Annotated in this window: 11 protein-coding genes; all 11 read left to right on the top strand. The window is 42.7% G+C overall.

The window, feature by feature from the left end; genetic code table 11:
* The first annotated feature begins 11 nt into the window (after positions 1-11).
* Positions 12-635: a pseudaminic acid biosynthesis-associated methylase gene (locus U2F10_RS31015; protein WP_499874206.1), complete on the top strand. Its 624-nt coding sequence runs from the start codon at positions 12-14 to the stop codon at positions 633-635.
* A gap of 12 nt (positions 636-647) precedes the next feature.
* Positions 648-2,144, top strand: coding sequence for a UDP-2,4-diacetamido-2,4,6-trideoxy-beta-L-altropyranose hydrolase (gene pseG / locus U2F10_RS31010; protein ID WP_499874204.1), 1,497 nt, complete (start codon positions 648-650; stop codon positions 2,142-2,144).
* A 213-nt stretch (positions 2,145-2,357) separates the two neighbouring features.
* Positions 2,358-3,407: a pseudaminic acid synthase gene (gene pseI, locus U2F10_RS31005; RefSeq protein WP_499874203.1), complete on the top strand. Its 1,050-nt coding sequence runs from the start codon at positions 2,358-2,360 to the stop codon at positions 3,405-3,407.
* A 28-nt stretch (positions 3,408-3,435) separates the two neighbouring features.
* Positions 3,436-4,728, top strand: a complete 1,293-nt coding sequence (locus U2F10_RS31000; RefSeq protein WP_499874201.1) for a lipopolysaccharide biosynthesis protein — start codon at positions 3,436-3,438, stop codon at positions 4,726-4,728.
* Positions 4,728-6,266 (top strand): hypothetical protein, encoded by a 1,539-nt coding sequence (locus tag U2F10_RS30995; protein WP_499874199.1) that lies wholly within the window; start codon positions 4,728-4,730, stop codon positions 6,264-6,266. Before U2F10_RS31000 ends, U2F10_RS30995 begins: the two co-directional genes overlap by 1 nt.
* A 60-nt stretch (positions 6,267-6,326) precedes the next feature.
* Positions 6,327-7,259: a glycosyltransferase family 2 protein gene (locus U2F10_RS30990; RefSeq protein ID WP_499874198.1), complete on the top strand. Its 933-nt coding sequence runs from the start codon at positions 6,327-6,329 to the stop codon at positions 7,257-7,259.
* A gap of 43 nt (positions 7,260-7,302) precedes the next feature.
* Positions 7,303-8,472, top strand: coding sequence for a glycosyltransferase (locus U2F10_RS30985; protein WP_499874197.1), 1,170 nt, complete (start codon positions 7,303-7,305; stop codon positions 8,470-8,472).
* A 151-nt stretch (positions 8,473-8,623) separates the two neighbouring features.
* Positions 8,624-9,651 (top strand): IS630 family transposase gene (locus tag U2F10_RS30980; RefSeq protein WP_431732065.1). Its coding sequence is split into 2 segments (ribosomal slippage): positions 8,624-9,053 and positions 9,053-9,651, totalling 1,029 coding nucleotides; the frame shifts between segments, so codons are not numbered across the junction.
* A gap of 75 nt (positions 9,652-9,726) precedes the next feature.
* A complete protein-coding gene (locus tag U2F10_RS30975) occupies positions 9,727-10,512 on the top strand; it encodes a WecB/TagA/CpsF family glycosyltransferase (RefSeq protein WP_499874196.1) in 786 nt (261 codons plus the stop codon).
* A 37-nt stretch (positions 10,513-10,549) separates the two neighbouring features.
* Positions 10,550-12,019, top strand: coding sequence for a sugar transferase (locus U2F10_RS30970; RefSeq protein ID WP_499874195.1), 1,470 nt, complete (start codon positions 10,550-10,552; stop codon positions 12,017-12,019).
* Between the two features lie 106 nt (positions 12,020-12,125).
* Positions 12,126-14,645 carry an O-antigen ligase family protein gene (locus U2F10_RS30965; RefSeq protein ID WP_499874193.1) on the top strand — a complete coding sequence of 840 codons (2,520 nt, stop codon included), beginning with the start codon at positions 12,126-12,128 and terminating at the stop codon, positions 14,643-14,645.

Below are 14,645 nucleotides of genomic sequence, written 5' to 3'. Positions count from 1 at the left end.
AAAGGGGAGATATGGCAAACTTTGTGACTGAACAAGAAGTATTTTGGGCCGGTGAGTTTGGTGATGACTATACTGTTCGAAACCAGTCAGAACAGCTTATTGCAAATAACCTTTCACTGTTCTCTAGAATTCTTAGACAGACTTGTCAGATAAAAACTGTTATTGAGTTTGGCCCTAATATTGGACTGAACTTGAAAGCCATTCAACAGCTTTTACCAAAGGCAGAGCTTTCTGCTGTTGAGATAAACCAGAGTGCTGGCCAGATATTGCAACAGAATGGTTTACATACCCATATACAGTCTATTCTCGATTTTTCACCAGTTCAAAAATATGACTTTATTCTCACTAAGGGATTACTGATTCATATTGATCCTGAGAGATTGTCTCAAGTATACAAAATACTATATGAAACAAGTAAGAGATATATTTGTATTGCCGAATATTATAATCCCACGCCTGTTGAGATCAGTTATCGTGGACATCGGGGTAAGTTGTTTAAACGTGATTTTGCCGGGGAGTTATTAGATCAGTATCAAGATTTGAGACTGTTAGATTATGGTTTTATCTATCATCGAGATCATATTTTTCCACAAGATGATGTGAATTGGTTTTTACTTGAGAAAATCGATGTTTAGTAAAGCTGTTCAATGCAACTTCTGATTCGAGCTGATGCGTCCTCCCAAATAGGCACTGGTCATGTTATGCGTTGTATGGCCTTAGCCCAAGCTTGGCTGGAGGAAGGTGGGCAGGTAACTTTTCTGATGGCGACTCATGTATCAGTCTTAGAGCCTCGACTAAAAGCAGAAGGTATTCAGGTTGATTATCTTTCTTCTGTGCCCGGTAGTCAGGAAGATGCTAAACAAACTATTGCTAAAGCTCAATCTTGGGGGACAGCGTGGATTGTAGTAGATGGATACCATTTTGGTTCTGATTATCAATGTATGCTCAAAACAGCCGGTCTGAAGCAGCTGTTTCTGGATGACTATGGCCATGCTAGGCATTATTGGGCCCATCTGGTGCTGAATCAGAATATCTATGCCCATGAGCAGTTGTACGACAAGCGTGAGGTTGACACACAGCTGCTTTTAGGAACTTCCTATGTCCTATTAAGAAAAGAGTTTTGGGCCTGGCGTAGCTGGTATAGGGAAATACCAATGCTAGCTCGTAAGGTCTTAGTGACATTAGGGGGAGCAGATCCGGATAACGTTACGCTGAAGGTAATCCAGGCTTTGCAAATGGTTAAAGTCGATGCACTAGAAATCGTTGTGGTAGTGGGCGGTAATAATCCTCACTATAAATGCTTACAAAAAGCTACTCAAGATTTGAAGATGGCTATTTCACTCCGGCGTAATGTTACGAATATGCCAGAGTTAATGGCTTGGGCTGATGTAGCGATAACTGCTGGAGGGAGTACCTGCTGGGAGCTATGCTTTATGGGTTTACCCAGTTTGATGATCGTATTGGCAGAGAATCAATGTGCGATCGCAAACACCCTCAATTCTCTTGGTGTTACGATCAATTTAGGATGGCACAACAACCTTATGCCCCATACTCTTCAGCGAGAACTTAGTAGGTTAATCAGCACAATTGATTTACGCAGAGACATAGTTACCCATACTCAAGAATTAGTAGATGGGGAAGGCAGAGATAGAATTCTGATGTATCTACAAGGGCACGAAATGCGATTAAGAGATGTCCGTGAAAGTGACTGTCAATTAATATGGCAGTGGGCAAATGAGTCAGACATTAGAGCAAGCTCTTTTTCATCAGAACCTATTCCATGGGATGAACATGTTGTATGGTTCCAAGCAAGACAACAGTCTCCAGATTGCAAGTTTTATCTTGCTTTAGATAGCCAAGATAGTCCCCTTGGTGTAATTCGATTTGATAGAAACCACCACAATGAAGCTATAGTTTCTATCACCATAGCCCAAGCATTTCGAGGTCAGGGATATGGCAGTAAGCTTATAGAGTTAGGGGCTTCAAAAGCGTTGAAGGATTATTCAAACATTGCTCGAATCAACGCCTATATTAAGCCAGAGAACCAAGCATCTATCCGAGCTTTTCTCAAGGCAGGTTTTGAGGAGTACGGCTCCGTTATCTACAACCACAGACCAGCGATACAATTTGCTAAGCAACGTTAACTCGATGTTGTTGATGTGCTTCTTACATCAGTACTCATTGACACCAAGCCATCGATTTTCATTTATGCTGGCAAATAAAGCACAGGTTCTTGCAATCTGGATCAGTTAATGAAAGTAGAAAAATATCTAGCAATGTCTTAGATACATGCCTAAGGATGAGACGAGTAAAACTCCTTATGATTTTAATTCTTTTATGCTCTATGCACTAAAGTTATGAAAGATATTCAAATTGTTGAACAGATTATTGGAGTTAACCATGAGCCATTCATAGTGGCTGAAATGTCTGGCAATCATAATCAGTCTTTAGAACGAGCATTGAAACTTGTTGAAGCCGCTGCCGCTGCTGGTGTTCATGCTCTTAAACTTCAGACATATACAGCTGATACAATGACGCTCGACCTGGATCAGGGTGAGTTTTTTATTAATGATCCCAATAGTTTGTGGCAGGGTTCTTCTCTGTATCAGCTTTACCAGCAGGCTTACACACCTTGGTCATGGCACCATGCCATTTTTGATAAATGTAAGGAACTCGGAATAATTAGCTTCAGCACTCCCTTTGATGCAACCGCTGTTGATTTTTTAGAATCACTGAATGTTCCATGTTATAAGATAGCTTCCTTCGAAAATACTGATATTCCTTTAATCCGTAAAGTTGCTAGTACTGGAAAACCAACGATTATTTCCACTGGTATGGCAACTGTTGCTGAATTGGATGAAACCGTTCATGTAGCTCGAGAAGCCGGTTGCCAAGATCTTGTTTTGCTCAAATGCACAAGTACCTATCCTGCTCCCCCTGAAGACACTAATATCCTCACAATTCCCCACCTCCGTAACTTATTTGATGTTCAGGTTGGCCTTTCAGATCACACTATGGGGATAGGTGTGAGTGTGGCCAGTGTTGCTTTGGGAGCCACATTTATTGAAAAGCACTTTACGCTCAGCAGAGCGGATGGTGGAGTAGATTCAGCTTTTTCGATGGAGCCTTCTGAAATGAGCCAGCTAGTCACTGAAACTAAACAAGCTTGGCAGGCACTTGGTAGAATCCGCTACGGTCCCACACAAGTCGAGAAAAAATCCTTAGCATTTCGTCGCAGCCTTTATGCCATAGATAATATCAAAGCTGGAGATACCTTTAATACTAAAAATGTAGGTGCCATTCGGCCTGGTTACGGATTGCCCACAAAGTACTTTGACCAAATTATAGGTAGAAAGGCTAAAACCGCCATCAAGAAGGGCTCAGCTATAACCTGGAATCTAATCTAAAATCTTTACAAAAAACGCTGATAATAGTGTGAATAAAATATCTAGAACTCTTAAACACAAACTGGTGTCAAGTTATAGCATTTACTTAGGATCGAATATATTAAGTAGTGCAATTCCATTTATATTTTTACCAATCTTAACTCGATATCTTTCACCAGCTGACTATGGTTTAGTGATCACCTTCAAAATCCTTTTAACTATATTTTCTATACTTATTGGAGTCAATACTCATGGAGCACTTACTCGTACTTACTTTAAACTTAAGGGATTAGATTTTCAGAAATATCTATACAACTTATTGATAATTTGTTTTTCTAGCTTTTTATTGTTTTTATTCATTACTCCTATTAGTTTTAAGTTTAACCCATTATCAATAGACATGCCTCAGAAATGGATCTTATTTTTAATTCTATTTTCTCTTTTTGAAGCTTTCTCAAAACTGTTATTAAGTCTGTGGCGTGCTCAAGAAAAGAGCTTTAGTTTTGGCCTCTTTAATATTCTAAAAGCCTTGTTGAATGTTGCCCTATCCGCACTTTTAATTATTCATCTAAAGATGAATTGGCAAGGTAGAATATTAGGCATTATTATCACAGGCTCAATATTTGGATTAATAGCACTATACAAATTATGGAGAAATCATATCTCAAATGATATTTTTCAGATTAAGTCTATTGACATTAATCATATTAGAAATGCGCTTTTTTTTGGCTTACCCCTGATTCCACATGCTTTGTCAGGATGGATGATCAATTATATTGATAGATTTTTTATCGCTTCAATGATTGGTATGTCTGAAGTTGGCATATACAGTGTAGCTTACCAGATTGGTAATATTATCGGAATTCTTGCATTGTCATTTAACCAAGCCTGGAGTCCATTTTTATTTAAACAATTGAGTAAAAATAATAATCAGGTAAAACTCAATATAGTGCGATTTACCTATGCTTATTTTTTGATCATTTGTATTCTTGCAATTAGCCTAAGTTTATTTTTTTCAGTGATAGCTCCTTTCGTTGTGGGCAAAGCCTTTCAATGCGCTACCCAATACGTTATTTGGGTGGCATTAGGATATGCTGCAAATGGCATGTACTTTATGATTGTTAACTATATATTTTATGCCGAAAAGAATTATTATTTAACCCTTATTACTCTTTTCTCGGCACTGGTAAATATTATTCTAAATTATGTGCTCATTATCTATAACGGGGCCATTGGTGCGGCACAAGCTACAACCATTACATATGCAATCACATTTTTGCTTTCTTGGCATGTAGCAAAACAAGTCTATGCGATGCCCTGGAATTTGAGAGGTATAAAATAATGTACGCAGATTTTATGGCTCTTATAAATGAGATCGAGTCTCAGTTTCCTGTAAATGATTGGAAAATTAATGATATATATATATGGCCTATTTTTCGGTTTAATTTATTTTTTTTAAATGCATCGTTGAGAAGAACAAAAACAAAGACAACATCTCAACATAAAACATTAATTCAAAAAAACAAAAAAATATTGGATAACTTCTCTGGTTTTATTCAAGATTTTCGAGTGCTTCAACTTGATAGGAGTAAAAATGATGAGTTTCGAAATGTTGATTTTGTGTTTCTCAGTCAAACAAACAATCGAAATTCAAAAATAGACTCCTGTTGGTACGATAGAGTTTCAGATCCATATATAACAATAGCTGAAAAGCTAGGTATTAGTAGCCTGCTTTTAGAGTGCTCACCATCCCATGAATATAGGCTGCCAAGATATAACCGCTCAGTGTTTATTCAAAAAGATATTAATCTTTGTAAGGTAAGAAGTAAGCTTTTTTGCAAGAAATCAATATTAGATAAAATCTCAAATTTTGAGAAGTTTGGTTTGTTTAAGGACTACCTTCAACATAATCAGCTAATAAATTTTCCGACAAATGAACAACTGTCATATCAGCTGATTTCTATTCAAAATATGTCGGCTTATTTTGTAAGAATATTCAAAAAAATTGAACCAGTAGTAGGATTTTCTGTTCCCTATTATTGGGACATAGCTATGGCATTTAATCTTGCCTGTCAAAAACAAGGTGTCAAATCTGTTGATATTCAGCATGGCCTCCAGAATGACTCGCATGTTGCTTACGCAAAATGGACTACTATCCCTACAGAAGGTTATGAGCTACTACCATCTTATTTTCTATGCTGGAGTGATTTTGAGGTAGAACTCATTAGTCAATGGAGAAAGAAAGAAACTCAAAATCATCAGCCAATCGCTATTGGTAATCTAGGCTTAGAGCTATGGTCAAATGAACAAGAGAAAATAGTTCAAGATGTTGATAGACAGATTTGGGATCTGATTCGAGCAGATGCAAGTTTAGTAGAACCAGTTATCAATGTTTTATTTACGATGCAACCAATCGATGAACCTCTGCCAGCTTGGATTATAGAATCAATTCAGCAATCACCTAAGCATTGGAAATGGTGGATGAGATTGCATCCATCAATGCTTTCACAATATGAATTAATCAATGAACTTTTGCATCAAAACCATATAGGTCATGTGAACTTGAAGCATACAACTGAACTACCACTGCCGGCATTATTGGCTAATATGGATGTCCACGTTACGCCACTTTCAAGTGTTGTTCTAGAAGCTGAGCGTTGCAATGTGCCTTCAGTCATGACCGATGTCAGAGCTACTCAGGTATTTCCTGATCAAATACAATCAAAGATGGCCGTTTTGGCAACGACTCCTCAAAAGCTGATAGACGCAATTACAGAGCAATCTTTAAGAAGGAAGCAGCTAAAACTCTCACAATCTAAAGATAGAGAGTCTGTGCTGGAGGATGCTAAGAAGATATTAGTTGACCTGAAGAATCAGTAATGAAATGGTTGCATGTGATGCGCAGTGTAGCGATTCACTGTCTATTTCGACTCAAGAATAATGACATTGCCAGAAGTAAGTATTGTCATTCCTACCTTTCGACGTCCTCACTTGCTGCTGAGAGCTGCAAGTTCGGTACTTAGGCAAACTGTCTCAAATATCGAACTCATTATTGTAATTGATGGGCAGGACTCTACAACTCAAGCGGCAGTTGCTACCCTCCAGGATCATCGAGTACGTTGCTTAGAGTTAGTAGAAAATCAGGGTGCGCCTAGCGCTCGCAATCGAGGAGTCAAGGAAGCTCGCGGTCGTTGGATTGCATTTTTGGATGATGATGATGAATGGTACTCCACAAAATTAGAAAAGCAGTTATTCATTGCTAGACAGGCTGCAAATGAGTATCCCATCATTGCCTGTTTATTGAAGGTTCAAGCACCTGGTGGGGCATATATTGTGCCACGCCGTCTGCCGCGAGATTTAGAGCCAGTGGGAGATTATCTGTTTGTGCGTAAAAGCTTTTTTCGAGGTGAAGGAAGTTTGACTACATCTATGCTATTTACAGCTAAGGAGCTATTACAAAAATATCCTTTTCAAGAAGGTTTAAAGCGTCATCAAGAGGCAGATTGGTTGCTTCGTGTTAGCAATTATGAGCAGATAGAGCTTCATTTTGTGAATATACCATTAGGTGTCTTACACATTGACTCTCAGACACCAAGAGTTAGTGAGTCTGGTGATTGGAAATATTCTTTTGACTGGGTAAAAACTCGCCGAAATTTCCTGACCCCGAAAGCATATTCGGCTTTTTTGCTGTTAGCTGTAAGTTCTGTAGCTGCTCGTGAGAAAGACTGGTCAGCTTTTTGGTTGATTTTCAGGGAAGCTGTCAATTCAGGACAAGCCTATCCTAGGCTGTATATCCTTTTTCTGGGAATGTGGTTTATCCCTCAAACTGTGAGACAGTTTATTCGCGTAAAATGGCTAGGTCGTCAGCAATAAAATATCTGGCTTTCTTGTCGTTTAGATAGCTATATAGGTCTAAATGAAAATCTTAATGGCCCACAATCGGTATCAAATTCAAGGTGGTGAGGATCAGTCTTTTGATAGCGAAAGCAGTTTGCTAGAACGCTATGGAAATACAATTATTCGTTATATTAAACATAACGATAGTATTTCAGAAAGCTCTATTTTTAAGGTTGCTATTAGGACGCTTTGGAGCTTTGAAGACTACGACAAAATCAGAGCATTAATTCAAGTAGAGAAACCTGATTTAGTGCATGTCCAAAATAATTTTCCATTGATCTCACCTGCAGTTTATTATGCTGCAAAAAATGAGAATATTCCAGTTATTCAAACACTTCGAAATTATAGACTGTTCTGTTTGAATGCTTACTTTTTTAGGCAGGGAAAAGTTTGTGAAGATTGCTTGGAACAACCAATCCCTTTATCAGGAATACAGCATAAATGTTATAGAGATAGCAGGGCTGGTTCGACGGTTGTCAGCAGCTCTATTGCCTTGCATCGTCTGCTAAAAACTTATATTAGAAAAGTTGATTTGTTTATTGCACTGACAGAATTTGCGAAACAGAAATATGCAGAGAATGGTATTCCGGAACATAAGATTGTATTGAAATCCAATTTTGTTGATCCTGATCCTGCAATGGGAGAGGGGGCTGGGAGTTTTGTCCTTTTTGTTGGCAGACTTTCACCTGAGAAAGGAGTATCTATATTACTGCAGGCATGGGAGTCTTTAGGCAATCAGATTCCTTTGCGGATTATTGGGAATGGGCCTTTAGAGACTGAGGTAAAAAAGGCAGTCTCAAAAAGTTCAGGGATAAAGTATCTAGGCGCACTTCCTATTCAAGAAGTCCAAAATATTATGGGACAGGCAAAAGCGCTGGTTTTCCCATCCCTATGGTACGAAGGAATGCCAAGGGTGATCATAGAAGCATTTGCTAAAGGGACGCCTGTAATTAGCTCTAAGTTAGGTGCTATGACAACGATGGTGACACACCAGAAAACCGGCCTTCATTTCCGCGCGGGCGATGTTGAAGATCTGATTCGAACCATAAACTGGATGCTGAGTCATGATATTCAGTGGAAAAAGATGCGTTTATTTGCTCGTCAGCAGTTTGAAATGACTTATAACGCAGAAAGTAGCTACCTCAGATTAATTGAAATTTACCAGCAGGCGCTGAGTATCACTCGATAGAAGACTCTTTAGCTTGATTAAGTCAACTATAGTCATCCGTCTTGATTCTTGAGGGTAGATCGGTATGATCTGAGAAATTGTATTCATCAGAGCATGTTCCCCCCGTATCGTTATGAGTTCGGAGATACCAGTATCCAGTCAAACCGCAGCCATCGAAGAATTGAAAACCTTCATCAAGACGCAACGTGATGGTCGTCAGGTGAAGAAAGCCCTAGCAGTTAAACTGCTCTATCAGGGGCATACCTACGAATCGATTATCAGTATTCTCGACGTGTCGATGGGCTTCATTGCAAACTGGAAGCAGCGATACGAGGCCGAGGGACTCAGCAGCTTTGCACCGCGTCATAAAGGTCGTCAAAGCTATCTGAGTGCTGCTCAAAAGGCCGCTGTTATCGAGTGGCTCGGGACCAAAGCTATCTGGACACTGAATGAATTGGAGTATCACCTGGCCAGTGAATATGGGGTCAGCTATGAGTCCAAACAGAGTTACTACGACTTATTCGAGACCGCTGGTCTGAGTTGGAAGAAAACCAGCAAGGTCAACCCCAAAACCGATCCCGCTCTAGTGGCTAAAAAAAAGCCGACATCCAACGGCTATTGGCACGCTACCGCACCGAGATTGAATGTGGCCAAGTGAGGGTGTTGTTTGTCGATGAATGTCATCTGATGAGTGGGGATCTCGAAGGCTACGTTTGGGGACGTCGAAATCAGCGCGTTGAGGTCCCGATTGTCAATGAACGCGACCGGCAGACGTACTATGGGGCCTTGGACCTGCTGAGTAAACGCGTTTTCGTTGAGGCCCACGCTGCCGGCAATACGACCTGTACATTGGCCTATCTCAAGTTCTTGCAGCGTCAGTTTCCAAACCAGCGCTTGATTATTCTATGGGATGGAGCCAGTTATCATCGTTCTCAGGAGATTCAAGCGTGCTTAAACGAGCTCAATGAAGGACTGCCAGAATCCCAGTGGCGTATCCACTGCATTCGCTTTGCGCCCAACGACCCAACTCAAAATCCGATTGAGGATGTTTGGTTACAAGCCAAGACCTGGGTCAGACAGATGGCTGGATTGAAGCCGTCATTCACTGGCCTCAAAGCTCTATTTGAGCAGTTTTGTGCCCTGGAACTCTTTGACTTTCCCAAAATGCATATGTATGGAACATTCTCACCAATCAAATAGGAACGCTATAGAACAATGTCTAATGTCTTATGAGGAGCTAGAATCGGAATCCTAGGGGAATTTAACATTAGAGTAATGGGGCAGCGTCGGGTATCTGTATTAGGGGTATTAATAAACGCGACGAGTTATGGAGACGTTTGCGATCGCATCTCCCTCTGGGTCCACACCAAACGATCCTGCTACATCATTGCGGCCAATGTCCACGTAGTCATGACTGCCTATTGGAACCGAGCCTATCGTCGGGTACTCAACCATGCGGCCCTGGTCACCCCCGATGGTATGCCGTTGGTCTGGGGGCTACGCCGTTTGGGAATTGCTCGCCAGCCACGGGTGTATGGTCCCGATTTGATGCTGGCCTGGTGCGATCGCGCCACCCAAGAACAACTACCTATTTACCTCTATGGCGGCACCGATGCGATGTTGCAGTGTCTGGTGCAAAATCTACAGCAACAGTTTCCAGATCTGATAATTGCAGGCACCCACGCCCCACCTTTTCGCCCCCTGACCTCAGCGGAAGAAGCAACCGATATTAAACGCATTCATGAATCTGGAGCCGCTGTCGTGTTTGTCGGGCTAGGCTGCCCGAAGCAAGAAGAATGGATGGCACGTCAGCAAGGTAAACTAAACGCCGTGATGATGGGTGTTGGAGCCGCCTTTAGTTTTCATAGCGGCGAAGTTTCCCAGGCTCCCCGGTGGATGATGGCTTGGGGGTTGGAGTGGGTCTATCGCCTTTACCAAGAGCCTCGCCGTTTATGGCGGCGATACGTGCTAAACAATACGGCATTTCTACTATTATTTGGACTGCAGTTAATGAATCATGCAATGCGGTCTATCCTAAGGCCAGAGCATTCGTCAAGTTGACATTTGCTCAAAGGGCGCTAGTTTCCCAAGCTGTTTAATGAAAGAGCCATCTTTTCTCAAGCCAAGCCGCAAGCAAAATTTTGGTATTGGTATTGGTACAGATGATATTCGTGATGCTCACGGGAGTCATCCTCTCCGGCGTTTAGATTGGAGTAACGCCAGGGTTGTGACTTTGGTTCTGAGTGATATTTTGGCCCTGGGGCTGGCATGGCAGCTAGCACGTTTTTTGAATCAATTTTATTCTCCAATTCCTGAGCCCTTGGTGTGGTGGGTATGGTTGGGACTACCCAGTTTGTTTTGGTTGTTTGCAGGGGCGACCTTACTACTATTTACTCACTTTGGTTTGTATGGCACTACGGTCAGGGCAAGGGATTATTTGCGAGCCTCACAGCTAGTGAGTTGTGTTTACTTTTTATCGTTGGTACTGGCTTATTTTTATGATCCAAAACTGGATGCTCCCCGGTCACTTTTTTTTAGTGCTTGGGTGAGTAGCATTGTATTGGTTATGATTAGCCGTTTATTTACGACTGGGTTACTGACACATCTTCAAGGGGCTCGATCACCCTTACGAGTATTTCTAATTACTAAGCCAAGCCGTATGCATCGCTTGTCAAAAACCTTAGAACAGCGCTCGAACTATCGCGTTGTTGGGGCTGCCATGGTGGCAACGGCCAATACAGACATAACATTTCGGCAGATTTTAGCGGCCCAACCGGATGAGGTACTGGCTGAAGATGTTCCTGATGTGGAGCTTGCCTCAGGCCTGTATTGGCGATTGCGCAGTGCTAAGATTCCCTTGCGACTGCTACCATCAAGTCGAGAAATGCTGTATCGACGCGGAATCCCTGAAATTGTAGCTGGGTTGCCCACGTTAATGATTGAAACGTCTATTTTTCAAAGTGTTGACTATCGCCTGAAGCGTTGGTTGGATTATGGGTTAGCCGTTTTAGCTGTTTTAGTGCTGAGCCCGGTGTTTATTGGGATTGCGATCGCTATTCGCTGCACATCTCCCGGACCTGTCTTTTTTCGACAAGATCGCATGGGTTTAAAAGGCAAAATCTTTAAGGTGTGGAAATTTCGCACCATGGTGGTGGATGCGCCCCTGCACCAGGCTCAGCTAGAGCACCAAAACCAAACGGCGGATGGCATTATGTTTAAGCTCCAGCAGGATCCACGCATTACCCCCGTTGGTAAGTTTCTACGCCGCACAAGTTTGGATGAGCTGCCCCAACTGTTTAATGTGTTGCTGGGGCAGATGAGTTTAGTGGGGCCACGCCCCCTACCGCTCCGCGATGTGGCTCACTTTGAGCCTTGGCACCATATTCGTCATCAGGTATTACCTGGGATTACTGGCCTATGGCAAGTATCAGGTCGGTCTGACATTGAAACGTTTGACGATGCTGCCCGGTTAGATTTGCACTACATCGATAACTGGTCTCTCAATCTGGACTTAGAGATTATGGTAGCCACACTACGCATTGTGCTAACAGGCCTGGGTGCCTATTAAACGGTGCCTATAAACATAGTAGGGAACATAAGGGGTGCCATTAAAAGCATGCTGATCACAATATGACCATGGGCAGTACCTTAATTTTTTGCCTGCTTGTACGGTAATGGAATTATTTAAGCGATTAACCACCTATGACAGTTTGTTAGGGGTAAGCCTGTTAGGGTTTGCGACGTTTGCATGGTTGCCTGACAGCTACTTTCGCATGGTGAGTTGGCCCTGGGTGTTGGTTTGGCAAGGCGCTTTTTTACTAGTATTTGGTATTTGTGTTGGGCGTTTGCGACGCTTTCAGCAACCCTTTTATCTTTTAGGATTTGGGTTTGACTGGCTGATCTTAGGTCTATTTCTATGTCTTATTATTAGCAGTGTGATTGCGCCTTTTCCGATGCTAGCTCTGCAAAATAGCCTATTGGTGAGCTGCTATGTGATTTTGATCTATGGATTATGTAACAGTCGATTTAGCGCTCTACAGCTATGCCAGGGTGTGGTTTGGGTAGGTGCGATCGCAGCTATTATCAGTCTGGCATTATGGCGACCCACGCCAGCAATGTGGTTATCGAGTAATTTCTATGACGCAATTCGTAACCGTTTTCCCTTAGGTCATCACAACTTTACGGGTGGTTATTTTGTGTTGGTATTGCCAATGGCAGCGGGGGTCGCGTGGTTGCAATTGGGCTGGAAACGTTGGATATACGGCCTATTGGCGGTAGTGATTGCAATTTCCCTCTATGCCTCTGGATCACGGGGCGCATGGCTGGGGGGCGTGTTGCTGCTGCTCCTTACCCTGACGATGGGCATTGTTCGCAGTCGAGGTAAGACTCGTTTGAGTGTGCTGCTGCTAGCACTACTGACGATTTGTCTAGCTGTGGGGGTGCTGATGAGCAATCCACGCATTCGCTCATTAGTCCCCATTGATATCGGCTCTGCTCCACAGGCAACAACGTTAAGGCCGGTGACTGATGGCCCTACGTCAGATCGGTTCTTTATGGCTCAAGCTGCCATTAATATCTTGCAAGATCGGCCATTAGGTTTAGGTCCTGGTAATTTAGGGCGAGTTTATGAGCGCTATCGCCCCTTAGAAGTCGGCACTGGACTCAACCAGGTGCAACAGTTACACAATTCGCCTCTGCAAATAGCAGCTGAGTTGGGAGTGGGTGGCCTCGCGCTGTATGGGGCAGCGGTGATTTGCCTGGTCCGATTACACCAGCAGTTCAAACATCTGGCCTCAGCCCAGCATCGGCAGCTGGGTTTAATGGCGACCCTAGGTTTTTTGGGGTATGGCGTTTCTAGTTTGACTGATTATCAACTAGAAAATATTCCCATTGCCGTTACTTTGAGTGTGTTGTTGGTGTCTCTCCTTAAACTAGGTCGAGAGTTGACGTTTTCGACCTTTTCTAAGTCCACTGGGCGGGTGGGGAGCTTGCTTCTTCTGATCATGGTCGTACTGATAGTACAAGTCTGGCTGCGTGCGGATCTTGCTTTGTGGATGACGCATCAAGGCGTATCACTGACTGGTCAGGGCAACTTGAGTCAAGCTAACTCGAAATTTTACAAAGCGTCTACCCTAGCTCCATGGGACCCCATACCTGCCGCCCTAGGGGCGCAGCAACTCAGTAGCCTAGCTGAAACGGCTAGCGACGAGAACCAAAAAATATTGCGAGAAGAAGCTATTCAGCTATATCAGCAAACGCTGCATGTTGCTCCCAATGATATTTGGTTTAATCAAAATTTAGCGGTTTTAGCATGGCAATTGGGCCATGTTGAACAAGCCCACCAGGCGATTACTAAGGTTGTGCAACTCAGTCCCAGAAGTAAAAACCACAGCTATTATTTGCTAGGGCTAACCTACCAGGCAATGGGTAACACTGAGTCTGCGATCGCAGCACTCGCGCTGGAATGTTTAATTAATCCCCAGGTACTCACCTTCCAAAGCTGGCAACAGGAGTTATCTCCCTTACGAGCAGCTGTGTTTACCCGAGTATTGCAACACTATCAAACAGTTCTATCAGCACTAGAACCCAATCACCCCTTGCATAGTCCTTTAGCAGCCCACATTACGACTCTGAAATGGTGGGCTAATGCCACATTTCAGGTTCAAAATTCCGACGATGGTCGCCTTCTCCATCAGGCCTTGTTCACCATAGAGGAAAATCCTGAACAAGCGGCTATCTTGCTAGATCGCTGTATTGTTGAAGCAACCGATGATGTATCAGGATGTCGTTTACTCAAAGCGTGGCTACAGACCAGTTATCTGCCAGATTATTTGGAGGCTGTTGCTCTCAACCCCATAGAAAAAGAGAAAGTGCGATCCCATATCCTCACTGAACGCACCCTGAAAGATTGGCTCTGGTCTACTACACAACCCGTTTTTAATAATCAACGGGTGGGTCTGGCTTTGCTGTACCGCAGTTACTATGCCAAACGTGTTTCATCTATTTTGTTGCCTGAAAACCTGCGTCAGTTTTCCATACCTGTCTCACTCAATCTCTTTTCCCTATCATGGCCTCGAGAATTTCCCCCCTTAGATCACCTGGTTGAATCTCTGCGAACTGAGGCTTTTGGATTACCCCACCCCACTCGCAATAACTTTAAGTTTTCCCACTTCCAAAACTCTGACGTTTCTTAA

It is taken from the genome of Leptothoe sp. EHU-05/26/07-4, assembly GCF_043421015.1.
GTDB lineage: Bacteria > Cyanobacteriota > Cyanobacteriia > Phormidesmidales > Phormidesmidaceae > Leptothoe > Leptothoe turfae.
The sequence above is the reverse complement of the archived record's forward strand: the minus strand, read 5'-3'. Positions and strand labels throughout refer to the sequence as shown.

Excerpts from the sequence above, each read along its gene's own strand:
- U2F10_RS30985 (WP_499874197.1), top strand. The coding sequence starts at position 7,303 with ATGAAAATCTTAATGGCCCACAATCGGTATCAAATTCAAGGTGGTGAG.
- U2F10_RS30970 (WP_499874195.1), top strand. The coding sequence starts at position 10,550 with ATGAAAGAGCCATCTTTTCTCAAGCCAAGCCGCAAGCAAAATTTTGGT.
- U2F10_RS30990 (WP_499874198.1), top strand. The coding sequence starts at position 6,327 with ATGACATTGCCAGAAGTAAGTATTGTCATTCCTACCTTTCGACGTCCT.
- pseI (WP_499874203.1), top strand. The coding sequence starts at position 2,358 with ATGAAAGATATTCAAATTGTTGAACAGATTATTGGAGTTAACCATGAG.
- U2F10_RS30965 (WP_499874193.1), top strand. The coding sequence starts at position 12,126 with ATGGAATTATTTAAGCGATTAACCACCTATGACAGTTTGTTAGGGGTA.
- U2F10_RS30995 (WP_499874199.1), top strand. The coding sequence starts at position 4,728 with ATGTACGCAGATTTTATGGCTCTTATAAATGAGATCGAGTCTCAGTTT.
- U2F10_RS30975 (WP_499874196.1), top strand. The coding sequence starts at position 9,727 with ATGGGGCAGCGTCGGGTATCTGTATTAGGGGTATTAATAAACGCGACG.
- U2F10_RS31015 (WP_499874206.1), top strand. The coding sequence starts at position 12 with ATGGCAAACTTTGTGACTGAACAAGAAGTATTTTGGGCCGGTGAGTTT.
- pseG (WP_499874204.1), top strand. The coding sequence starts at position 648 with ATGCAACTTCTGATTCGAGCTGATGCGTCCTCCCAAATAGGCACTGGT.